This is a genomic window from Caulobacter sp. GW821-FHT10C03 (assembly GCF_059415485.1).
Window position 1 is genome coordinate 133,080 of sequence record NZ_JBWKNI010000010.1, and the last position, 20,429, is coordinate 153,508.

The 20,429-nt window shown below is 69.0% G+C and carries 20 protein-coding genes and 1 tRNA gene; 10 read left to right on the top strand and 11 right to left on the bottom strand.

Annotation, left to right across the window (positions count from 1 at the left end; translation table 11 throughout):
* Positions 1 to 30: 30 nt before the first annotated feature.
* Both AC07NG_RS14880 and AC07NG_RS14885 read right to left on the bottom strand, forming a co-directional pair.
* The gene (locus tag AC07NG_RS14880; RefSeq protein ID WP_494594821.1) at positions 31 to 1,698 is read right to left on the bottom strand and encodes a pilus assembly protein TadG-related protein; all 1,668 of its coding nucleotides are present in this window, start codon (positions 1,696 to 1,698) and stop codon (positions 31 to 33) included.
* Positions 1,698 to 2,123: a TadE/TadG family type IV pilus assembly protein gene (locus tag AC07NG_RS14885; RefSeq protein WP_494594823.1), complete on the bottom strand. Its 426-nt coding sequence runs from the start codon at positions 2,121 to 2,123 to the stop codon at positions 1,698 to 1,700. Before AC07NG_RS14885 ends, AC07NG_RS14880 begins: the two co-directional genes overlap by 1 nt.
* A gap of 275 nt (positions 2,124 to 2,398) precedes the next feature.
* On the opposite strand from AC07NG_RS14885, the gene AC07NG_RS14890 reads away from it, so the two are divergent.
* The 3 genes from AC07NG_RS14890 (at position 2,399) to AC07NG_RS14900 (ending at position 6,443) form a co-directional block, all read left to right on the top strand.
* Positions 2,399 to 3,301 carry a PAS domain-containing protein gene (locus tag AC07NG_RS14890; protein WP_487288580.1) on the top strand — a complete coding sequence of 301 codons (903 nt, stop codon included), beginning with the start codon at positions 2,399 to 2,401 and terminating at the stop codon, positions 3,299 to 3,301.
* 121 nt (positions 3,302 to 3,422) lie between these two features.
* Positions 3,423 to 3,809 carry a helix-turn-helix domain-containing protein gene (locus tag AC07NG_RS14895; RefSeq protein ID WP_494594825.1) on the top strand — a complete coding sequence of 129 codons (387 nt, stop codon included), beginning with the start codon at positions 3,423 to 3,425 and terminating at the stop codon, positions 3,807 to 3,809.
* 87 nt (positions 3,810 to 3,896) lie between these two features.
* Positions 3,897 to 6,443: a hypothetical protein gene (locus tag AC07NG_RS14900; RefSeq protein ID WP_494594827.1), complete on the top strand. Its 2,547-nt coding sequence runs from the start codon at positions 3,897 to 3,899 to the stop codon at positions 6,441 to 6,443.
* A gap of 256 nt (positions 6,444 to 6,699) precedes the next feature.
* Here AC07NG_RS14900 and AC07NG_RS14905 read toward each other — a convergent pair.
* Positions 6,700 to 6,776: transfer RNA gene (locus AC07NG_RS14905), tRNA-Met, on the bottom strand.
* 42 nt (positions 6,777 to 6,818) lie between these two features.
* Positions 6,819 to 7,868 (bottom strand): glycosyltransferase, encoded by a 1,050-nt coding sequence (locus tag AC07NG_RS14910; RefSeq protein ID WP_494594829.1) that lies wholly within the window; start codon positions 7,866 to 7,868, stop codon positions 6,819 to 6,821.
* 140 nt (positions 7,869 to 8,008) lie between these two features.
* Between AC07NG_RS14910 and AC07NG_RS14915 the strand changes: the two genes are divergently transcribed.
* Both AC07NG_RS14915 and AC07NG_RS14920 read left to right on the top strand, forming a co-directional pair.
* Complete coding sequence (locus AC07NG_RS14915; RefSeq protein ID WP_494594830.1) at positions 8,009 to 9,253, top strand: PQQ-dependent sugar dehydrogenase; 1,245 nt, start codon at positions 8,009 to 8,011, stop codon at positions 9,251 to 9,253.
* Between the two features lie 75 nt (positions 9,254 to 9,328).
* Complete coding sequence (locus tag AC07NG_RS14920; protein ID WP_494594832.1) at positions 9,329 to 10,492, top strand: aspartyl protease family protein; 1,164 nt, start codon at positions 9,329 to 9,331, stop codon at positions 10,490 to 10,492.
* On the opposite strand, the gene AC07NG_RS14925 is transcribed toward AC07NG_RS14920, so the two are convergent.
* The 5 genes from AC07NG_RS14925 to AC07NG_RS14945 all read right to left on the bottom strand — a co-directional run bounded on the left by AC07NG_RS14925 (position 10,493) and on the right by AC07NG_RS14945 (position 16,186).
* Positions 10,493 to 10,861 carry a hypothetical protein gene (locus tag AC07NG_RS14925; RefSeq protein WP_110119513.1) on the bottom strand — a complete coding sequence of 123 codons (369 nt, stop codon included), beginning with the start codon at positions 10,859 to 10,861 and terminating at the stop codon, positions 10,493 to 10,495.
* A gap of 117 nt (positions 10,862 to 10,978) precedes the next feature.
* Positions 10,979 to 12,088, bottom strand: a complete 1,110-nt coding sequence (locus AC07NG_RS14930) for an NAD(P)/FAD-dependent oxidoreductase (RefSeq protein WP_494594834.1) — start codon at positions 12,086 to 12,088, stop codon at positions 10,979 to 10,981.
* Positions 12,085 to 12,372 carry a type II toxin-antitoxin system RelE/ParE family toxin gene (locus tag AC07NG_RS14935; protein WP_494594836.1) on the bottom strand — a complete coding sequence of 96 codons (288 nt, stop codon included), beginning with the start codon at positions 12,370 to 12,372 and terminating at the stop codon, positions 12,085 to 12,087. Before AC07NG_RS14935 ends, AC07NG_RS14930 begins: the two co-directional genes overlap by 4 nt.
* Complete coding sequence (locus tag AC07NG_RS14940) at positions 12,369 to 12,596, bottom strand: hypothetical protein (protein ID WP_494594838.1); 228 nt, start codon at positions 12,594 to 12,596, stop codon at positions 12,369 to 12,371. Before AC07NG_RS14940 ends, AC07NG_RS14935 begins: the two co-directional genes overlap by 4 nt.
* A gap of 149 nt (positions 12,597 to 12,745) precedes the next feature.
* Positions 12,746 to 16,186, bottom strand: a complete 3,441-nt coding sequence (locus tag AC07NG_RS14945; RefSeq protein ID WP_494594840.1) for an indolepyruvate ferredoxin oxidoreductase family protein — start codon at positions 16,184 to 16,186, stop codon at positions 12,746 to 12,748.
* 142 nt (positions 16,187 to 16,328) lie between these two features.
* Between AC07NG_RS14945 and AC07NG_RS14950 the strand changes: the two genes are divergently transcribed.
* The 5 genes from AC07NG_RS14950 to AC07NG_RS14970 all read left to right on the top strand — a co-directional run bounded on the left by AC07NG_RS14950 (position 16,329) and on the right by AC07NG_RS14970 (position 19,004).
* Positions 16,329 to 16,826, top strand: a complete 498-nt coding sequence (locus AC07NG_RS14950) for an Lrp/AsnC family transcriptional regulator (RefSeq protein WP_058348122.1) — start codon at positions 16,329 to 16,331, stop codon at positions 16,824 to 16,826.
* Positions 16,827 to 16,941: 115 nt separating this feature from the next.
* Entirely contained in the window at positions 16,942 to 17,271 is a 330-nt protein-coding gene (locus AC07NG_RS14955; protein WP_110119518.1) for an Mpo1-like protein, read from the top strand.
* Between the two features lie 110 nt (positions 17,272 to 17,381).
* Positions 17,382 to 17,885 carry a bactofilin family protein gene (locus tag AC07NG_RS14960; RefSeq protein WP_494594842.1) on the top strand — a complete coding sequence of 168 codons (504 nt, stop codon included), beginning with the start codon at positions 17,382 to 17,384 and terminating at the stop codon, positions 17,883 to 17,885.
* Positions 17,886 to 17,968: 83 nt separating this feature from the next.
* Entirely contained in the window at positions 17,969 to 18,502 is a 534-nt protein-coding gene (locus AC07NG_RS14965) for a DUF3617 domain-containing protein (RefSeq protein ID WP_494594844.1), read from the top strand.
* Positions 18,503 to 18,686: 184 nt separating this feature from the next.
* The gene (locus AC07NG_RS14970) at positions 18,687 to 19,004 is read left to right on the top strand and encodes a hypothetical protein (RefSeq protein ID WP_370444013.1); all 318 of its coding nucleotides are present in this window, start codon (positions 18,687 to 18,689) and stop codon (positions 19,002 to 19,004) included.
* 71 nt (positions 19,005 to 19,075) lie between these two features.
* On the opposite strand, the gene AC07NG_RS14975 is transcribed toward AC07NG_RS14970, so the two are convergent.
* Positions 19,076 to 19,645, bottom strand: coding sequence for a DUF3035 domain-containing protein (locus AC07NG_RS14975; RefSeq protein WP_110119524.1), 570 nt, complete (start codon positions 19,643 to 19,645; stop codon positions 19,076 to 19,078).
* A gap of 128 nt (positions 19,646 to 19,773) precedes the next feature.
* The gene (gene lspA / locus AC07NG_RS14980) at positions 19,774 to 20,283 is read right to left on the bottom strand and encodes a signal peptidase II (protein ID WP_487288563.1); all 510 of its coding nucleotides are present in this window, start codon (positions 20,281 to 20,283) and stop codon (positions 19,774 to 19,776) included.
* Positions 20,284 to 20,429: the final 146 nt, after the last annotated feature.

The window sequence follows — 20,429 nt, forward strand, 5'->3', positions numbered from 1 at the left end:
ACGCTTTCCTGCTTGGGGTTGAACTGAAGATCAGGCCACGAGGGCCGGGGCGCCGCAGCGCATGCCGTTGGTGCGGACGTCGGCCTCGCCCAGGCCCACGCCGAGCATGCCGGTCAGGCTGTTGATCACCTGGTCGAGCGGCGCGGCCGCGGCCGCCAGCACCGGCGTCAGGGCCGTCAGCACCGCCGACTTGCCCAGGCCCAGCTGGATGCCCAGCAGATTGACGTCCAGCGTCAGGCCGGTGATCAGCGTGGCCACGGTCGTCCCGACCAGGTCGTTGGTCTTCACCGCCTTGACCGTGCGGGCCTTCACCTCGGCGCTGCTGAACACGACGTTGCGGAACGTGCCGCCGCCCAGGTCGACCTTGGACGAGCCGTCCACCGTGAACAGCGGCGCCTGGACGATGCGGCCCTTGGTCGGGGTCAGGGCCTGCTTGAAGTTCGACAGCTTGCTGGTGTCGACCTGGCCGATGGTCAGCGAGCCGACGCTGGGCTTGACCGCCAGGGTCGTGGTGCGGGCCGTGCAGTCCAGGGCGGCCAGCTTGGCCTCGCCAGAGGCCAGCTCGACCATCAGCGGCACCTTGATCTGGGCCGCACCGCCCAGCAGGCTGCCCGACCCCAGCAGCTTGGCCTCGACATAGAGCCGCGTCTGGACGGTGCGGATGACCACCGACTTGTCCTGGGTGACGGTCATGAACGGGGCGTTGTTCATCGGCTCGCCAATGGCCAGCCAGGCGTCGACGTCGGCCAGTCCCGGGATGGCGGTTCCGAGATCCAGTTGAACCTGGCGCGAGCCGTTGCTCAGCATCAGCATGGCGTTGGCCAGCTGCATGGCGTCGATGCCGACCGCCGCCCCCGCACCGCCGACCACGCGGTCCTGGCGGGCGTAGGGGCCGGCGTCGATCAGCGCGCTGAGCTTGATGCTCTGGTTGGCGTTGGTGGCCGAGGACAGCACCTTGGCCGCCGCCGAGGCGCGGGTCTGGCCGGCCGCCGACAGCACGTCCGACAGCACCGACAGGGCCTTGCTGGTCTTCACGTCGGTGGCGAGCAGGTCGTTGTAGCTGGCCGCCTTGACGCCGAGCTTGGTGTTGAGCGCGTCGAGATAGCCGAACAGTTCGACGTCGGCGCTGGCGAGGGCCTGGTAGTCCATGACCGACAGGCTGACCGAACTGCCGGTCAGGCCGGTCAGCAGGGCGTTGGCGACGCCGCCGTCGACGCTGGCCAGACGCGTGCCGATCGAGAAGCTGGCCAGATCGGCGCGGGCGGCCGTGGCCTGCCGGCGGATCGGGATCGAGGGGCGGCCCAGCAGGGCCTGGCCGAAGAACAGGTCGGCCTGGCCCTCCACCGTCACGCGGGCGGCGTCGGGCGTGGTCGCGCCGCTCTGGAAGCGCTGGGCGGCCGCCGCCTTCTGGGCGTCGTAGCGGCCCTTGGCGACCTGCACGGCCACGGTCCCGCCGACGGGGTTGACCTCGACCGTCGCGCTGGCGGCGCGATCGGCGCGGTCGAGGTCGGCCGCCGCGGCCAGGGCCGCCAGGTCGGCCACCCCCTGCAGGCGCCGAGACTGCAGATAAACCGAGCCCAGGTCGACGGCCAGGGCGGCCAGGCCGACCCCGCCGGTCAGGGCGGCGGCGGCGATGATCGCCACGCCCCCCTGGTTGTTGGAAAGAAAGCCGCGATGGGAAAGGAAACGCCGCACCATCAATACCCTCCCAGACGGACGACCGCCTGACGGGTGATCAGGCTGGACGGCATGGGAGCGATCTTGGCGAAGGCGAAGGCCACGCTGTTGGAGGCGTCGTAGGAGACCGAGATCACCGCCCGGTCGCCGCGATCGGTGACCTTGGTGGTCAACCGCGCAGCGTCGAGACCGGCGTAGTCGGTCACGCCCTCGGCGGCCGAGGCCTTGGCCAGCTGGCTCCGTTCGGTGGCGTTGAGTCCGGCCACGGCGGCCCGGGCGGCGTCGTTGGCCACCTGCTGCACCGAGTGGGCCATCCAGAAGTAGGAGCCCCAGCCGACCATGCCGATCACCATGGCGATCAGCACCGGGCACACGAGCGCGAATTCCACCAGAGCCGTCCCTTGCTGGTCGGCGCCGAACTTCCGGATCGAACGCGGCTTCCTCATCTACGCCTCCCGTACCCGGTTGGGACGAACACCCTTTGGGTTGTGAAGCGAGATTAGTTCGACCTTGGCTGTCTCCACGTTCGTACGGGTAATCCGTATTTCGCGAAGTTCACGGACATGGAACCGACGACCCGTGCGACGTTTGGCCACCCCCCAGACTGCGTTGCCCCCGTACTCAGCCGCCGGTAACTTTAGCGCGCAACTGACCAACCATTCCGAGAGTTTGCTTCAGTGAATGCGTAGCGTCCGGATTCCACGCAAATCTGGAGGGCGACATGAAGTCGCGCGACATAGCACCTGCAAGGGTGACCGCCGGAGAAATCAGCCGCAATTTCGGCCAATGGCAGGATGTGGCCCTGTCGGGGCCCGTCATTGTCACGCACCATGGCCGTCCACGGGTGGTGATGATCTCGGCCGAGCACTACGCCGCCGCCGGCCTCACCGAAGGTCCGGGCGGTCACGACAACGATTCCGAGCTGCACACGGCCGAGACCGCGCGATCGGCGATCCTGGGCCACATGAACGAGGCCTTCGTGGCCCTCGACCCCGACCTGCGCATCACCGCCGTCAATCCGGTGTTCGAGGACCTGAAGGGCTCTAGCGCCGCCCAACTGATCGGCGCGGCCTGGAACGAGGTGTTCAACGCGCCGTCCCAGGCCCTGATCGGCGAACAGTTCCGCCGCGTTCTGCGCACCGGCGAGACCCTGGAGTTCGAGTCGGAATCCACCGTCCAGGCCGGCCGCTGCTTCGGCGTGCGCGTCTTCCCCTATCCCGGCGGCGTGGCGGCCCTGTTCGTCAACCGCACGGAAGAGCGCGACCTGCGCGGCCGCCTCGACCGCGCCTCGGCCCTGGAGACGGCCCTGGCCGTGCTGCCGGGCCTGGCGACCGCCCGGCTGAACATCCGCGGCGTGCTGGCCAGCATGGACGCCGACTTCCTGACCCTGACCGGGTTTTCGGAAGCCGAACTGCGCGACTGCCGGCTCAGCGACATCGTCCGTCCCGCCGAGCGTCGCGGCCTGACCATGGCCGTCGAGCACGCCCTGCAAGGCGACCCGCCGGCCCGCCTGTCGGTGACCCTGCTGATCAAGAACGGAGCCGAGCGGACGGTCGAGCTGGGGCTGGCGACCATCCGGCGAGACGGAGCCCCCGACGGCGTGCTGATCGCGATCGCGGCCTGACCGCTATACCGTTAACTTGACCGTACGGAACAATCGCCAGCCAATGCGCTGTAAGCGCTTGTCTTTTTGATGATCACAAGGCAAACCCGAAACGTTGGTTTTCGTATACGGAAGCGGCGTCATGGCGGGCTCGCCCATTCCACATCCAGTCGACAGGCATGTCGGCGCGCTGATCCGCGCGCATCGTCGCGCGGCCGGTGTTTCACAAGAAGAGCTGGGCAAGGCGATCGGCCTGACCTTCCAGCAGGTGCAGAAGTATGAGACCGGCGAGAACCGGATCAGCGCTTCCAAACTGGTCGAGGTGGCCAGGACGCTCAACGTGCCGATCTCGGCCCTGTTCGACGGCCTCGACACGGGTCCCGACGGGGAAAACCTGATCGTGCGCTTCACGGCCCTGCGCGACGCCAGTCCGTTCATGCAGGCGGCCGTCGAGCTTCCCGACGCGATCCGGGCGGAGCTGTTCAGGCTGGCCACGGTCTACGCCGCCGAGGACGGGGCGACGTCCTGATCACAGGCCGACAACACAGCCATAGTTTACCATAACCATTTGCTCTACCTATAGTAGCCAATCCGACACATCCGGGGGGATGCGGCTATGGGCGAAGCGAAGACGATAAGGGTGCCGGCGCGAGACGGCGCCGAGATCGGCGAGGTCGCCGCCGGCGCAAGCTGGCGCTTCTCGGCCCGCGGCCGCTGGTGGGACTGGTTCGTGCCTTCGGGCGCCGGCGGCTACCGCTTCTTCCTGGCCGACATCCTGGACATCTACCCCGTGTCGAAGGGCCGGCCGTTCTTCGAGCTCACCGCCCGCGTGCGGGAACACCCCGAAACGCTCTACCCCATCGGCCGGGGCGCGACGGTCACCTTCGAGCAGGCGGGCACGGTCGAGCTCTTCGCCAACGACGTCGAAGGGTTCAACTGGAACAACAGCGGCGCCATCGAGGTCGACTACGAACCCTGCGACTGCCCCGAGCCCCTCCCCGACCACAGCCAGTACGACCGCCTGCCGGGCAAGTGGACGCTGCTGCGCGACACGCTGGACAAGACCAAGGGCGTCGGTTCCACCGCCATCCTCACCCTGGCCGCCGGCGCGGCGCTGGTCTTCGTCCAGCAGGGCCGAGACCTGGTGCGCACCGTCGCCGAGGGCGACTTCTCCGGCGACACCGCGGTGCGCCAGATCTTCTTCGCCCTGACCCTGCTGTTCCTGGCGGTGCAGACCTGGATCTGGCCCCGCCTGATCATCCTGTCGAACTACGGACGCGATCGCCAGGCCTGGACCCCCAACTGGCTGCTGCGCTGGACGCCCAGGCTGCTGGGCGTCGCGCCGTTCCTGTTCGTCATCGGGGCGTTGTTCAAGAACCCGGCCCCCAATACCGGACTGATCGCCGCCCTGGTGCTGATCGGCCTGGGCTTCTTCGCGGCGATCATCGCCCAGTACGACGCCCGCAAACGCATCAGGGCGACGGCGAACGCCAAACGCCAGACACCGCGCGAGCCGCTGCGCATCGGCCGCCTGTGGGTGATCGCCAGCTTCCTGATCAGCCTGACCGCGATGCTGTGGGCGATCTTCTTCCCCGTCGCTTTCGGCTGGACCCTGGGCGCGCCGGCCGTGGCCTTCCTCGGGGTGGGCTGCATCATCCCGGTGCTGGTCGTGATGATCCAGACCGGCGACGCCGCGCGCGTGCCGACCCTGGCCTTCCTGGTGGTCGCGGCCGCGATCTTCGGGCTGTGGATCGACAACCACCCGGTCGGCTGGCGGGCGGCCACGACGCCCTATCACGCGATCACGCAGGACCAGCGGCTGACGCTCGATCGGGCCTACGAGGATTGGGCCAAACAGGCGCCGGCCGGACCCGACGGCGCGCGCACCCTGGTGCTGGTCGCCTCGGAAGGCGGCGCGTCGCGGGCCGGCTACTGGACCGCCGAGGTCCTGGCCTCGCTGCACGAGAAGACCGGGGGCAAGCTGGCCCACAACCTCTTCGCCATCAGCTCGGTTTCCGGCGGCAGCGTCGGCGCGGTCGGCTATGCGGCGGTGCTGCAGGACCGCCCGAACCTGCAGCCGAAGGATCTGCGCGGCGCGGTCACCGACTTCGCCGGCCGGGATTTCCTCAGCCCCACCTTCGGCGGGATGCTGTTCCCCGATCTGCTGCAGCGCCTCGTGCCCGTGGCCCTGCTGCCCGACCGGGCCCAGGGCCTGGAACTGGCCTTCGAGGCCGGATGGCGCGAGCACTGCAGGGCTGTTCCGGGCTGCGACCATCCGGATCTGCTGAGCCGGAGCTTCAGCCAGTTCGGCCCGATCGACGGCGCCTGGCGGCCGCTGGTCATCATCAACGGCGCGAGCCAGGAGACCGGCCGGCGCATCCTCACCAGCCGCCTGCGCTTCAGCCCATGGGAGATCAATGCCGACGACTTCTACAACGTCGTCGATCGCGACGTTCCGGTCTCCACCGCGATCCACAACGGCGCGCGCTTCCCCTGGATCAGCCCGGCCGGAACCCTGACCCGCAAGAACGGAACCGGGTCTGGCCACATCGTCGACGGCGGCTATTTCGAAGCGGCGGGGGTCGAGGTCCTGCGCGAACTGGCGCCGGCCCTGCGGACCATCGCCGAAAAGCGCGGCGACAAGCTGCGCATCGTCTTCGTCTATATCGGCTATCGCGAGCGCACCGACGAGGCCCTGGCCAGCGCCGCCGCCCCGGCCGACGAACCGAGGGCCAACAGCTTCCTCAACGAACTGAGCGCGCCGCTGAAGGCCCTGTTCGGCAGCCGCTCGGCCCATGCCGGCCACCTGCAGCGGGAGCTCAAGCTGGAAGCCTCTGGCGATCCCCGGGACATCAACCCGATCCTCTACGCCTCGACGCCGCTGGCGCACTACGAGCCGATCCTGCTGTGCAAGCAGACGGGTCCGCGGCCCTTCGAACCGCCGATGGACTGGGCTCTGTCGGGCTGCGCCAAGGCCTATATGCGCAAGGCGGCCGGCGGGACGGCGATCGCGGAGGGCCGGCAAAGCGCCTGCCGCAAGATCCTAGACCAGCCGATCCCCTGCCAGCGCTCGCTGGACACGGCCATCGCCCGCGCGGCGCGTCAGGCGCTGGGCGGAGCGCCCGAGCCGAGAACGCCGACGGCGGTCGTCGCACAGCCTTGAATCTGATCGGCGTCGTTTCCCGAATCCGTCCTTCCCCGCGAAGGCGGGGATCCAAGCTGGCTTTCAGGATGAAGCTCGCTCTTGGGTGATCTTCCGACTCGGCTTGGATCCCCGCCTGCGCGGGGATGCTCGGTAGAAAAATGGCCGAAGTTCTTGAGCGTCGATACGCCCCGGGGCCGAGAAGACGCACGGACGCCGAGCCCGCCAGAAGCGAGCGGGGCGCATACGAAGTACAAAGCTTGTCGGGAGAAACCGTTGGTGGCTGGGGGCGGGATCGAACCGCCGACCTGTGGGTTATGAATCCACCGCTCTAACCATCTGAGCTACCCAGCCGCCGAAGCGGAGCGGGCTTATAAGCGCAAACTGACGCCGGCTTCAAGCCCGGTTTGCGATGTCATCCACAACTGCGCTGAGGCGCCGCGCGAGGCTGTCGGGACCGTAGTCGGCCAGCACCGCTTCACGGGCCTTTTCGCCAAACGCCAGCGATCCGGCGGGGTCGGCGACCAGGGCGGCCAGGGCGTCGGCCAAGGCGACGGCGTCGCCCGGCGGCAGCAGGCGGCCGCTGACGCCCTCGACGATCATCTCGTCCGGACCCGGAATGGCGCTGGCCGCGACCGGCAGGCCCACGGCCATGGCTTCGAGCAGCACCAGGGGGAAACCCTCCTGGTAGGACGGGAAGGCGAAGACGTCGCCCGTGGCCAGGAAGGCCGAGGCGTCGCGCCAGCCGACCAGGCGCACGCGGTCGGCCAGGGCGTGCTCGGCGATCAGGCCTTCCAGCTTGGCCCGCTCGTCGCCCTCGCCCGCGATCTCGACCTCGAAGGAAAGGCCCCGGTCGCGCAGAAGGGCGGCGGCGGCGATCAGCACGTCGAAGCCCTTCTTGGGATGCAGGCGGCCGGCGGCGACGATGCGTGGCGGGCGGCCAGGCTGGGCAAAGGGCGTCGCCCGCACGGTCGGGATCTTCACGGCGTTGGGCACGAAGTGCACGTGGGCGGCGGGTACGCCGCGCTCGATCGCCAGGTCGGCGAGGTGACGGCCGACGCAGATGTAGTCGGTGCGCGTGGTCTCGATGTCGAAGACCGGCTTGTGGACGCAGATCGCCAGGCGGGTCGATTTCGGGGCGGCCTTGGCGAACAGGCGCGCGGGTCGCTGGCCGTGGCTGAGGATGATGGCGGGCTTGACCGCCTTCACGATGCGGCGAGCCGCGCCCAGGGTCAGGGGGTCCCAGTCGGTGTAGGCGGGCATCGACAGTAGCGGCGGGGTGCGGCCGGCCTGGGCCTGAGCCACCTTGCTCCCCGCCCGCACCACGCCCGCGCACAGGCCGCCGCGGCGGGCCGTCCAGGTCTCGAGGATCGGCTGATAATCGAGGAACACCTGTTCCAGGCCGCCCAGACCCTTGCCCAGCATGGCGTGCAGGATGGCGGTCAAGGCGATCTCCGAAACTGACGGGAAAACAAGCGCCGGAACCTTCCCCGCGAGACCCACGCTGTCAATGCGCCGGCCGAAAATCAGGCCCGCCCCTCGCCGCCCCCTCGCCTGCCGGGAGAAAAGCCGTTTATGGTCGCCTCATGCGCTCATCCCTGATCTTCGCCGCCTCCGCCCTTCTCGCCATGGCCGCCTGCGGTCCCGGCGAGGCCCAGAACAGCGCCGCCCCGGCCGTGACCGCCGACGGCGGGCCGGTGGAGACGCGCACCGCCAACGCGCCCGACCAGAAGCCGGCCTTCGCCGGCCAGACCCGCGCGCCCCTGAAGGCCGCCGGCGTCGCCTATCAGGTGCAGGTCGTGGCCAAGGGCCTGGAGCATCCGTGGGCCATCGCCTTCCTGCCCGACGGTTCGGCCCTGGTGACCGAACGCGCCGGCCGCCTGCGCATCCTCGCCAAGGACGGAACCCTGTCGCCGGCCGTCGCCGGCCTGCCGGCGGTGGACGCCAACGGCCAGGGCGGACTGCTGGGCCTGGCGGTCGATCCGAACTACGCCCAGAACGGCCTGATCTACTGGAGCTATGCCGAGCCGCGCGACGGCGGCAACGGCACGACCGTGGCCCGCGGCAAGCTGGTTCCGGGCGCGACGCCCAAGGTCGAGACCGTCCAGGTGATCTGGCGGCAGACCCCGACCCTGGCCTCGGCCCTGCACTTCGGCGGCCGGCTGGTCTTCGCCCGCGACGGAAACCTGTTCATCACCACCGGCGAGCGCTCGATCATCGAGGGCCGGATGCAGGCCCAGCGCCTGGACGGGACCCTGGGCAAGGTGATCCGCATCAAGCCGGACGGGTCGATCCCGGCGGGCAATCCCTTCGCCGGCCAGGACGGGGCCAAGCCCGAGCTCTGGTCGATCGGCCACCGCAACCTGCAGGCCGCCGCGATCAATCCGAAGACCGGCGAGTTGTGGACCGTCGAGCACGGCGCCAAGGGCGGCGACGAGCTGAACATCCCCCGCGCCGGCAAGAACTACGGCTGGCCGACCATCACCTATGGCGAGGAATATTCCGGCAAGCCGATCGGCGACGGGATCACCGCCAAGGAAGGCCTGGAGCAGCCGATCTACTACTGGGACCCGGTGATCGCGCCGTCGGGCATGGCCTTCTACGAGGCCGACCTGTTCCCGGCCTGGAAGGGCAGCCTGCTGGTCGGCTCGCTGAAGGAGCACCACATCGCCCGTCTGACGCTGGACGGCGACAAGGTGGTGGGCGAGGAGCGCATCGCCACCGAATTCGGCGAACGCATCCGCGACGTCGTGGTCGGCCCCGACGGCGCCGTCTGGGCGGTGACCGACGAGGAAGACGGCAAGGTGCTGCGGATCGCGCCGAAGGGCTGAATTTCACCAAGGCGCGATTGACGCAGGACGACAACCTGAGACTGTGATCGCCAATCCAGTCCCGAGTCCGCATCCATGCTCGATCGCCGCCAGACCCTCGCCCTGCTCGCCGCCCTGTTCGGAGCCGCCGGGGCCAATACCGCCCTGGCCGCGGACGCCCCGACCGCCGCCCCCATCACCGCCCCCATCACCGCCAAGGTGCGGCTGCAGGGACGGCGCGTGGTCATCGATGTCCTGCTGGACGGCAAGGGTCCCTACACCTTCATCATCGACACCGGGGCGGTGATCAGCGGCATGCGGCCCGACCTTCCGGGGCAGCTGGGCCTGCGCAAGCTGCGCGACGTGCGCCTGAACCAGGGCAAGGTCTTCCCGCTCTACGCCGTCGATGACGTGGTGTTTGGCGGCGCGGTCCGGCAGTCGGGCGTCAGCCTGGCGGGCCTGACCGACGTCAAGCTGGACGGCGACGGCCTGCTGGCCGCAGGCATGCTGACCAGCTTCGACAGCGAGCTCGACTTCGAGGCCGGCCTGTGGCGGGTCTGGCCCGGCGGCCTGGCCGATCGTAGCGGCTTCACCCGCCTGGAATCGGACCTGCGCGAAAGCAACGCCGTCGCCGGCTCGCCGCGCATCGTCGCCGCCGTCGAGCTCGACGGCCAGCCGCTGCGGCCGCTGCTCGACACCGGCGCGCCTAACGCGCTGTACATGGAAAACCGGCTCGGGCGTCAGCTGGGCCTGTGGAATGACCAAACGCCCTACGCGCCAATCCGCCCGCGAGGGATCGCCGGGCCGACCAAGAACCTCTCGCGCATCGTTCGCGCCAAGCGGCTGAAGGTGGGGTCGGAAGTCTATGAGAATCCCCTGGTCGTGGTCCACGCGCCGCAGGAACTGACGTCCGGCTCGCTGATGGGCCTGCCGATCCTGCAGACGCTGAACCTGTCCTTCGACCGTGGCGACAACGCCCTGTGGGTGAAGCGCAACGGGCTGCCGGTTGCGGCGACGACCTACGCCAGATCGGGCCTGTGGGTCGATCTGGAGGGGTCGGAAGTCAGGGTCGCGGAGGTCGGCGCGGGAAGCCCCGCCGCCAAGGCCGGCGTGCAGCCCGGCGACATCGTTCGCGGCGTGAGTTCGGTGCGCGAGGCCGTGGTCATGACCAGCGGCCCGGCGGGACGCGAAGTGACCCTGCCGCTGACACGCAAGGGTCAGTCGACGGACGCCCGCTTCGCCCTGGCCGACTACCTGTAGCTAGTCGACCTCGCGCCGGGCTCGCCAGGCCTTGCGGGCCTCGGACGGCTTGCCCTTGACCAGGGCCCCGGCCGCGACGCCGGCCAGGAACGAGGCGGTGGGGTGGGCCAGGATGATGTCGGCCACCCGCTCCTCGATCGGCGCCTTGCGGTGCTTGGCCTGATGGTTCGACTGGGCCAGGGCCCAGATCGCCACCACCGCCGCGGCGATGCCGGCGACGATGGCGTGGGCCCAGGCCGTGCCGACGATCGAGGCCAGGAAGGCGAAAACCGCCATGGCCCCCGACACCGCCGCGATCGCCGCGGCCATGACCAGTCCCGCGCCTCGCACCAGGCGCGAGGTCAGCCGCTCGATGAAATCGTCCACCATCGCCCTCTCCGTGAAACAGCCTATCGGCTAACGCGCGAAGCGGGGTTTGGTGTCAGCCGGCCGACACAAGGGCGCGTGGCAGCCGAAAGTGTGAGCGGTTTTGGCGACCGCCACGGGTCAAGAAAGCAACTCGGATACGGCTTCGCCGATCGCCAACGAGCTGGTCAGGCCCGGGCTCTCGATGCCGAACAGGGCCACGAGGCCCGGCAGGCCATGCGTGTCGGCGCCGCGCAGCTGGAAGTCGGGCTGGGGCTCGTTCGGACCATGAAGCTTGGGCCGCACCCCGGCGTAGTCGGGGCTGAGGGCGCCGTCGGGCAGGCCCGGCCAGAACTTGCGGATATAGGCGGCGAAGGCGTCGGCCCGGTTCGGATCAACGGAGTAGTCGGGCGCGGGCACGTATTCGAGGTCGGGTCCGAACACTGCCTGGCCGCCCATGTCGTTGCGATAGTGGGTGCCCAGCGCCCCATGGATCGGCGGCGGATAGACCAGGCGTTGGAACGGCGCCTTGCCCATGAGCCGGAAATAGACGCCCTTGCCGTAGTGGGCGGCCGGGATCTGGTCGGCCGGAAAGCCCTCGATGCTCGCCGCCACGGCCTGGGACGACAGCCCCGGCGCGGTGACCAGCAGGCGCGTGGTCAGGGTGGTCGGTTCGGCGCCGCCGGCCCGCACGGTGAAGCCGCCGTCCTCCAGCGGGGTCGCGCCCTCGAACGGCGTGGAAAGCACCACCGCCCCGCCGGCGGCCTCGATCTCGCCCTGCAGGGCCAGCATGTAGTCGTGGCTGGCGAAGACGCCGCTTTCCGGCGACAGCAGCGCCGCGTGGGCGTTGAGGCCCGCCTCCAGCGCCCGGGCCTGCGCGCCCGTGAGCCGTTCCATGCCCTCGACGTCGTTGGCCAGGGCCTGGTCCCAGATGGCGTCGAGGCGGGCGATCTCGTCGTCGCTGGTGGCCACCACCAGCTTGCCGCACTTCTTGTAGGCGACCTTGTGGGCGTCGAGGAAGGCGTAGAGCCGCCGCCGTCCCTGCACGCACAGCCGGGCCTTCAGCGAGCCGGTCGGATAGTAGAGCCCGCCGTGGACCACCTCGGAATTGCGCGACGACACGCCCTGCCCGATGTGCCCCTCGGCCTCCAGCACGGCGACGGTCAGCCCGCGCTGGCTCAGGGCGTAACCGCAGGCCAACCCCACGGCGCCGGCGCCCACCACCACGGCGTCGAAATCGAACTCGGTCATTGAATGTTCTTCGGCAGGCGCGCGCCATGGATGACACGCTCGATGAATACGTCTTCGCCGGAAACGCGATAGAGGATGAGGTAGGGGCGAAAGGGAAGGCCGCGAACATTTGGCCCGTACAGGGGACGCAAAGGTCCCATCTCGGGCGTTTGCCGCAGGGCCTTGGCGTGCTCGATCAGTTGCTCCAGAAAGCGCCGCGCCGCCATCGGACGGTCAGCGGCGATCCAGTCGCCGATGGCCGTGAGATCCTGTTCCGCGCGACGCGAGAACCGAAGTCGCTTCAATCCCCGGCCTCGCCGAACCGTTCGCGGAGGCGCGCGAAAACAACTTCGGCGTCTTCGTAGTCGTCTTCAGCCGCCGCCTTCTCGATGGACAGACGGATCGCCTCGACATCGTCGGTGACACCGAATTCGAGACGATCGGCAAAGGCTCCGGCGGCGACGAACACCGCCTCCCCGACGCTTTCGAACACCCCCTCCTCGACAGCCGGGCGAAAGCGCTCGGCCAAGGACGGCGGGATATAATGCCTGTCTGGATGTCGAACCGGCCTGTTCATGGCTGGAAGCCTATCACGAACCTCCCGGCCCGCCATGGCTCATGGCGGGCCGGGCGCTCGCCCCTGCACCGTGCGCGGCGGCAAGGCCCGGTAGGAGGGCCTCAGCCCTCCCACTGCCCCCACAGCTTCACCGCCGTCGCCTTGGCCTTTTCGACCGCCGCCTCCTTGACGTGGCCGTAGCCGCGGATCTCGGAGGGAACCTCGGCCAGCTTCAGCGCCAGAGCCTTGCGCTCGGGACGCAGGCCGGCGACCAGGCGGTCGAGCGTGACCTCGTAGTCGGCGATCAGCCCCCGCTCCATCCGGCGCTCCTCGGTCTTGCCGAAGATGTCGAAGGCCCCGCCGCGCAGACCCTTCATGCGGGCGATCATCGGGAAGGCCAGATCCAGCATCCAGCCGCCGAAGGCGATCTTGCGCGGCTTGCCGTCCTTGCCCTTGGGGGCGATCAGCGGCGGCGACAGCCAGACCTTGGCTTTGCCGCCCTTGAAGGTTCCGGCCAGCTCCTTGGCGAAACGGCCGTCGGTGTAGAGGCGGGCGACCTCGTACTCGTCCTTGTAGGCCATCAGCTTGTAGAGGTTGGTCGCCGCCGCGCGGGTCAGCGGCAGGTCCGCCCCCTCCCCGACCATGGCGACCTCGGCATGACGCACCTTGGCGATCCGCTCGGCGTAGCGGGCGGCGTAATGGGCGTCCTGGTAGGCGACCAGGTCCTCGACGCGGCGGGCGATCAGGGCGTCCAGCGGCTCGGTCTGGGGCGTGGGGACGTCGCTCGGCTTGTCGCCGGCCGCGGCCGGGTCGAAGGCGATCTGGCGGCCCAGCTCGAAGGCCTGCAGGTTGGCGTCGGCGTCCACCCCGTTCAGCTTGATGGCCCGGTAGAGGGCGCGGCTGGAGAGCGGGATCACCCCGCGCTGCCAGGCGAAGCCGACCATGATCATGTTGGCGTAGATAGCGTCGCCGAAGCGGCTCTCGGCCAGGCGCTGGGCCGGGCAGGCGTCGAAGGCCTTGGTCGCGGCCTTGACCCGTCGGGCCATCGCCCCGCCGTCGAAGCGCACGTCACGGCTGGTGACGAAGTCGGCCGTGGGGGCGAAGTCGCTGTTGCCGAAAGCCATGGTGCGGTCCTTGGCGTAGAGCGACAGGGCCTCGGGGCTGGCGGCCACCAGCAGGTCGCAGGCGATCAGCACGTCGGCGCTGGCGGCCGGCACGCGGCCGCCGACGATGGTGTCCTCCAGTTCGCCGATCTTGACGTGGCTGAACACCGCCCCGCCCTTTTGGGCCAGGCCCGTCATATCCACGACGCTGCCGGCGCGGCCGTCGATGTGGGCGGCCATGGCCAGGATCGAGGCGACGGTGGTCACCCCGGTGCCGCCGACGCCGGTGAAGATGATCCGCCGCACGCCGTGGAATTCCTCGAACGCGGGCAGCGGCGTGGAATCGACCGACAGCGGCGCGGGCTTGACCTTCTCGCCGGCCTTCTCGGCGCCTTCCAGGGTGATGAAGGACGGGCAGAAGCCCTCCAGGCACGAATAGTCCTGATTGCAGCTGGACTGGTTGATCTTGCGCTTGCGGCCGAAGGCGGTGTCGAGCGGTTCGATCGACACGCAGTTGGACTTCACCGAGCAGTCGCCGCAGCCCTCGCAGACCAGCGGGTTGATGAAGACCTTCTGGGTGGCCTTGGCCATGGTCCCGCGCTTGCGGCGACGGCGCTTTTCGGTGGCGCAGGTCTGGTCGTAGAGCAGCACCGTGGTTCCGGGCGTGTCGCGCAGCATCTGCTGCACGCTCATCAGTTCGGCGCGCGGGAAGATCTCGACGCCGGGAGCCAGGTCGGTCACGGCCTCGTAGCGCTTCAGGTCATCCACGACGATGACGGTCTTGGAGACGCCCTCGCTGGCCAGTTGGCGGGTGATCTGGGCGGGGGTGAAGCCGCTTTCGGCCCGCTGGCCGCCGGTCATGGCCACGGCGTCGTTGAACAGCAGCTTGTAGGTGATGTGCGCCCCGGCCGCGACGGCGGCCCGGATCGCCAGGGATCCCGAGTGGTTGTAGGTGCCGTCGCCCAGGTTCTGGAAGACGTGTTTTTCGGTGGTGAAGGGCGCGGCCCCGACCCAGGTCAGGCCCTCGCCGCCCATGTGGGTGTTGAGGTCAGTCGAGGGGTCGTTAAAGCCGGCCATGTAGTGGCAGCCGATGCCGGCCAGGGCGCGGCTGCCCTCGGGCAGCTTGGTCGAGGTGTTGTGCGGACAGCCCGAACAGAAGAACGGCTTGCGGGCCTGGTCGGCGGCCAGGCTGACGGCGGCGACGCCGGCGGCCGAGACGCGGTCGAGATAGGCCCGGGCGCGCTCCATGTGCGGCCCCGGCGGCAGACGGTCGTAGATCGCCAGGGCGATCTCGGCCACCGACAGCGAGCCCAGCTCCGAGAGCAGCGGATGGCCCTTCTCGTCGGTCTTGCCGATGATGCGGGGACGGGCCTGGGCCGGCAGGTCGTAGAGCGCGGCGCGGGCCTGGGGCTCGATCAGGGCGCGCTTGTGCTCGATAACCATGAGCGTTTCGAGGCCGGCGGCGAAGGCGCGCAGGCCCAGAGGCTCCAGCGGCCAGGGCATGCCCACCTTGTAGACCGAGACGCCGAGATCGGCGGCTTCCTGCAGGCTCACGCCCATGGCCGAGAAGGCCTCCAGCACGTCCTTGTAGGCCTGGCCCTGGCAGACGATGCCCAGGCGGGCCTTGCCTACCCGCACGTGCGAGGCCCCCAGCACCACGCGGTCGATCTGGTTGGCGCGGGCGAAGGCCAGGGCGGCGGGGATCTTGTGGAGGCGGAGACGACGCTCCTTCTCCATCGGCTGGTCCTTCAGCCGGATGCCCAGGCCGCCGGGCGGCATGGCGAAGTCGGGGATCACCACATGGTGGCGATCCAGCGACACGTCGATGGTGACGCCGCTGTCCATGGTGTCGGCCAGGGCGATCAGGCCGGTCCACAGACCTGAGAAGCGCGACATGGCGATGCCGAGGAGCCCGTAGTCGAGCACCTCCTGCACGTCGGCCGGCGACAGCACGGGGATCTCGAAGTCCTGGAAGGCGAACTCGGACTGCGACGGCAGGGTCGAGCTCTTGCAGGCGTGGTCGTCGCCGGCCACGGCCAGCACGCCGCCGGTCGGGAAGGTCCCCGCGAAATTGGCGTGCTTGAAGACGTCGCCGGTGCGGTCGACGCCGGGCGCCTTGCCGTACCAGAGGCCGAAGACGCCGTCGTGGGTCGCGCCGGGGAACAGGTTGGCCTGCTGGCTGCCCCAGACGGCGGTGGCGGCCAGGTCCTCGTTGAGGCCTTCCTTGAAGACCACGTCGTGGGCGGTGAGCAGCTTGTTGATGCGCGCGGCCTGCTGGTCGAGCCCGCCCAGGGGCGAGCCGCGATAGCCCGACATGAAGCCGGCGGTGTTCAGTCCGGCGAGTCGATCCAGGCGCTTTCGATCGAGCAGCACACGGAGCAGCGCCTGCACGCCAGTGATGAAGGCGCGACCATCTTCGAGCACATATTTGTCGTCGAGCGTGACTTCCGAGTGCCGCATGGCAAAATTTTTCCTCCCGGGTCTTTTCGCCCGTCACGCAATATCTTATAGAAGCGCGGAAATTGTTTGCCCAAGGCGTGCCCGACTCGTGTCGGTTTTGCGCAAGATCGACGCGTCAAACACCCTCTGGGGGGAGGAATTCTTGTCCGAACAACTCGACGCCGTGGATGCCAAGATCCTGGATCTCATCCAACACGACGCCGGACTGTCCGTCGCCGAGATCGCCGAGCGAGTCGGGCTGTCTTCCAGCCCGTGCTGGCGACGCATCAAGCGACTGGAAGACGCGGGCGTCATCCAGCGCCGCGTGACGATTCTCGACCGTGAAAAGCTGGGCCTCGGCTTCGAGGTCTACTGCACGGTCAAGCTGTCGCTGCCGACCAAGGAGAACCTCGAGACCTTCGAGCACGCCGTGGCCAAGTGGGCGGAAGTCGTCCAGTGCGCCACCGTGACCGGCGCGGCGGACTACGAGATGCGCATCGTCACCCGCGACATGCACGCCTTCGACGAATTCCTGCGCGACAAGATCCTGTCGCTGGGCCTGGTGTCGAACATCGAAAGCCGCATCGTCATCCGCGGCGTCAAGAACTCCACGGCCGTGCCGCTCGGCCTGGTCAGCCCCTACGTCAGCCCGCTGGGCTGAGGCTCCCGTTCGGGGGCGGCCTGAGCCGCCCTCGACGAGACCCCTTGCATCCGACGCCGGATGCGTCCTCCATTGGGCACAAGGTCGGGCGACATCGACCGGGAGGACACGCCCCATGGGCCAGCACGTCGAGCCTGCGGCCGGCGCAGAGCGCTATAGGCGCTTCGCCGACTTCTATCCCTTCTATCTCTCCGAACATCAGAGCCGCACCAGCCGCCGCCTGCACGTGGTCGGCACGGGCCTGGTCATCATCAGCCTGGTGATGGGCTTCACGGTCAGTCCGTGGTTCTTCGCGGCCGCGCCGGTCGTCGGCTACGGCTTCGCCTGGGTGGGCCATTTCGTGTTCGAGAAGAATCGCCCCGCCACCTTCACCTATCCGCTGTTCAGCCTGATGGGCGATTTCCGGCTGTTCTTCGAGACGGTGGCGGGTCGCCGGCCCTGGTGAAGACCGGCTTGCGGCCCGGATTTCCCTGGAGCTGAAACGGGGCTTTCAGATTGGCGCCTCACTTGCTGCTTAGGTTGGCAAGCGACCCATTTCGAGAAAGCCGCCGCCAGATGTTCCAGAAGAAGAAAGACGCTCCCGCCCCGCTGGCCCTGGAGCCCCTGACGACCACGCCCGTCGCGCAGCAGCCGCAGGCCGCCGCGCCGGCCGCCCCGCCCCGCCCCAAGCCCGCCTCGCTGATCGCCCAGGGCCTGACCATCCGCGGCGACGTCTCGGGCGACGGCGAACTGCACCTGGACTGCCTGGTGATCGGCGACATCAAGGTCGGCAAGCTGGTCCTGGGCCCCAACGGTCAGGTGGAAGGCTCGATCGCCGCCCAGGCCATCGAGATCCACGGCAAGGTCAAGGGCACGGTCGCCGCCCGCGCCGTTCGCCTCTACGGCACCGCCAAGGTCGAGGGCGATATCGCCCACGAACAGCTGGCCATGGAGACCGGCGCCGACTTCCAGGGCCGCAGCGTCAAGTTCACCCGCCCGGCGCCGCAGCCGGCGCCTGCCCCTGCCCCGGCTGCCCCGGTCGCGACCGCTCCGGCCGCCTACGCGCCCGCGGTCGGCTGATCGCTGGAAACTGGTCGCGCGATCCGGGTATTGTTCTGGCGGGGCGCTTCAGCGGCGCCCGCCAGTTCGAGTAAGGCCCGCCCATGACTGCGCCGACTGTCCGCCTCGCCCTGATGCTGGCCGCCCTCGCGGCGGCGGCCGGCTGTTCGCGCAATGACGACAAGACAGCCGCCCCGGCGGCCGGCGGATCAGCGCCCCCGGCGGAATCGGAAGCCGCTCCCGCCGCCGGCGGCCCGCCCCGCCTGATGCGCGCGGGTCTCTGGAAGACCACCGCCCGCACGCCCGGCGGCGCCGAGCGCACCACCACCCAATGCGTGGGCGAGGGCCAGGACCCGGCCCTGACCGCGGCCCAGGACACGCCCTGCGGCAAGCCCGAGGTCACCCCGGTGATCGACGGCTTCACGATCGAACTGGCCTGCACCAAGGACAAGATCGCCTACAGCCTGGCCGGCGTGGTCAAGGGCGACTTCCAGAGCCGCACCACCAGCAATCTCGAAATGACCGTCCAGGCCTATGGCGTGAAGAAGGTCATGAAGCTGCAGAGCGAGAGCGTCTATGTCGGCCCCTGCGACGTGGCCGCCGCTGCGTCGGATCAGGACTCGGTGCGGCCCAAGTAGAGGCAGCCGGTTTCCACTAGAGAAAATGCCTCGCCTCTAAGCAAAAACCATACCCAAAACAGGCGATGTGGCCCCAACGCCACAAGCGCCGAGCTTCGCGCGAAGCCTCTATTTTTTACAGGAACAGCAAGGCTTGTAGGTTCATTGTCATCGCATGGGGGTTCCGTGAGTTCGAGGAGCCGAGATGACGATCAGCGGTCCGCACCTGACCGTAGTGCCGGAAGAAACCGACGGCGCCGAAGTCTATAATCTGACCCGTGGGCCGGAGACGACGGCCCAGCGTCTGCAGCGTCTGCAACAAGAAGCCCGCCTGCTGGCCCGCGAGGAAGTCGAGGCCCTTGAGCGGGACCTGATCGCCCTGGGCGAACGCGCCCTGCAGATCGCCGAAGGCGGCGAAGCCTATGCCGTAGGGCTGCGGGAGATGGCCTCGCGGCTGTCGTCCGACCTGCCCCAGAAGGCCCAGTCCCTGCGCGCCATCCTGGAACGCACCGCGCGCGGCTGACGCCCAACGAAAACGGCCCGGAAGCAAAGCCTCCGGGCCGTCTAATTCTTCGAGGCGAACCAGCCCCAGGCCTAGAGGCCCGGCAGCTTGATCTTGCCTTGCTTCTCGCGGCTGATGACGATCGCGCCGCCGCCAGTGAGGGCCTTCAGGCGGGCTTCCTCGGCGGCCGCGTCGACGGGAACCGGAGCGGTCGCGCCGGCCTCGGCGGCCGTCACGGCGCCGGCCGTCTTGTCGTCCTTCTTCCAGAACATCACCTTGCTGGCGAAGCTCTCGTCCTTGTGGGCCAGGTCGCCGTTCTCATCGTCGACGACGAAGCGGATCAGCGGGTCGGCCTTGTCGACGCCGGCCTTGGCGACCAGCAGCTTTTCACCGTCCGAACGGTTGGCGGCCAGGCTCTGGCCCAGCAGCGCCTGACGGGCGGCGCTTTCCGGCTGCAGTTCCTGCGGACGCGGCTCGCCGGGCGCCGGCGGGCGCAGGCTGTAGTCCGGCGGAACCACGAGCGGAGCCTTGGTCACGACGCGGAACTCGTCGGGGACCACCTTGCTCATGCCCAGGGCCTTCGAGGCCGACTGGCAGCCCGCCAGGCCGGTCGCGGCGGCCACGGCCAGCACGCTCAGGGTCGCAACCCGATTGAACTTCATGAAACCCATGCTCCAGCGGCCGCCCCCGGGGCCTAAAAATCGGACGCCCTCGATACGACATCCGAGGGCGGGCGCCAATGTCCTTCGGATTTGTGGCCTTGCTTGGGCGCTGAGCCCCCGTTTGGCCCCTATTCGGTCTGGTGCGACAGCTTCTTTTCTTCACCGATGAAACTGTCCAGCAACAGGAGCGCCACCCCCACCGAGATGCCCGAGTCGGCGACGTTGAACACCCAGGGGAAGTAGAGTCGCGAGACGTCGATGAAGTCGACGACGTAGCCGTAGATCACCCGGTCGATCAGGTTGTTGCCGATCGCCCCGCCGATGATCATGCCCAGGCCGACGGCCGTCAGCGGCCGCAGGACCTTGCGGGCCCAGAACCCCAAGCCGATCACCACCGCGGTCGAGAACACGGTCAGCAGCCAGCGACCCCATTCGGCGTGGTCGCGCAGCAGGCCAAAGCTCATGCCGTAGTTATGGACCATGGTCAGCTGGACCGGGCCCAGCAGCGAGGCGCTGGCGCCCTGGGCGTGGCCCAGCAGGCCCAGCACCCAGAGCTTGGAGATCTGGTCGAGCACCACCGTGGCGACGGCGACGGCGTAGGCGGTCCAGCCCAGGCGGGTGATCTTCAAAGAGGCCACGTTCGTTCTCTCATCCCCGATCTTCCTTCTCCCCTTGCGGGAGAAGGTGGCCTGCGCAGCAGGTCGGATGAGGGGTCGCACCGGCCGAAACCGTGCGCGGCTGATCGCGCCTTCAACCCCTCATCCGTCGCCTGCGGCGACACCTT

Coding starts and splice junctions, on each gene's coding strand:
- AC07NG_RS14880 (WP_494594821.1), bottom strand. CDS start 1,698: ATGGTGCGGCGTTTCCTTTCCCATCGCGGCTTTCTTTCCAACAACCAG.
- AC07NG_RS14885 (WP_494594823.1), bottom strand. CDS start 2,123: ATGAGGAAGCCGCGTTCGATCCGGAAGTTCGGCGCCGACCAGCAAGGG.
- AC07NG_RS14890 (WP_487288580.1), top strand. CDS start 2,399: ATGAAGTCGCGCGACATAGCACCTGCAAGGGTGACCGCCGGAGAAATC.
- AC07NG_RS14895 (WP_494594825.1), top strand. CDS start 3,423: ATGGCGGGCTCGCCCATTCCACATCCAGTCGACAGGCATGTCGGCGCG.
- AC07NG_RS14900 (WP_494594827.1), top strand. CDS start 3,897: ATGGGCGAAGCGAAGACGATAAGGGTGCCGGCGCGAGACGGCGCCGAG.
- AC07NG_RS14915 (WP_494594830.1), top strand. CDS start 8,009: ATGCGCTCATCCCTGATCTTCGCCGCCTCCGCCCTTCTCGCCATGGCC.
- AC07NG_RS14920 (WP_494594832.1), top strand. CDS start 9,329: ATGCTCGATCGCCGCCAGACCCTCGCCCTGCTCGCCGCCCTGTTCGGA.
- AC07NG_RS14925 (WP_110119513.1), bottom strand. CDS start 10,861: ATGGTGGACGATTTCATCGAGCGGCTGACCTCGCGCCTGGTGCGAGGC.
- AC07NG_RS14930 (WP_494594834.1), bottom strand. CDS start 12,088: ATGACCGAGTTCGATTTCGACGCCGTGGTGGTGGGCGCCGGCGCCGTG.
- AC07NG_RS14945 (WP_494594840.1), bottom strand. CDS start 16,186: ATGCGGCACTCGGAAGTCACGCTCGACGACAAATATGTGCTCGAAGAT.
- AC07NG_RS14955 (WP_110119518.1), top strand. CDS start 16,942: ATGGGCCAGCACGTCGAGCCTGCGGCCGGCGCAGAGCGCTATAGGCGC.
- AC07NG_RS14960 (WP_494594842.1), top strand. CDS start 17,382: ATGTTCCAGAAGAAGAAAGACGCTCCCGCCCCGCTGGCCCTGGAGCCC.
- AC07NG_RS14965 (WP_494594844.1), top strand. CDS start 17,969: ATGACTGCGCCGACTGTCCGCCTCGCCCTGATGCTGGCCGCCCTCGCG.
- AC07NG_RS14970 (WP_370444013.1), top strand. CDS start 18,687: ATGACGATCAGCGGTCCGCACCTGACCGTAGTGCCGGAAGAAACCGAC.
- AC07NG_RS14975 (WP_110119524.1), bottom strand. CDS start 19,645: ATGAAGTTCAATCGGGTTGCGACCCTGAGCGTGCTGGCCGTGGCCGCC.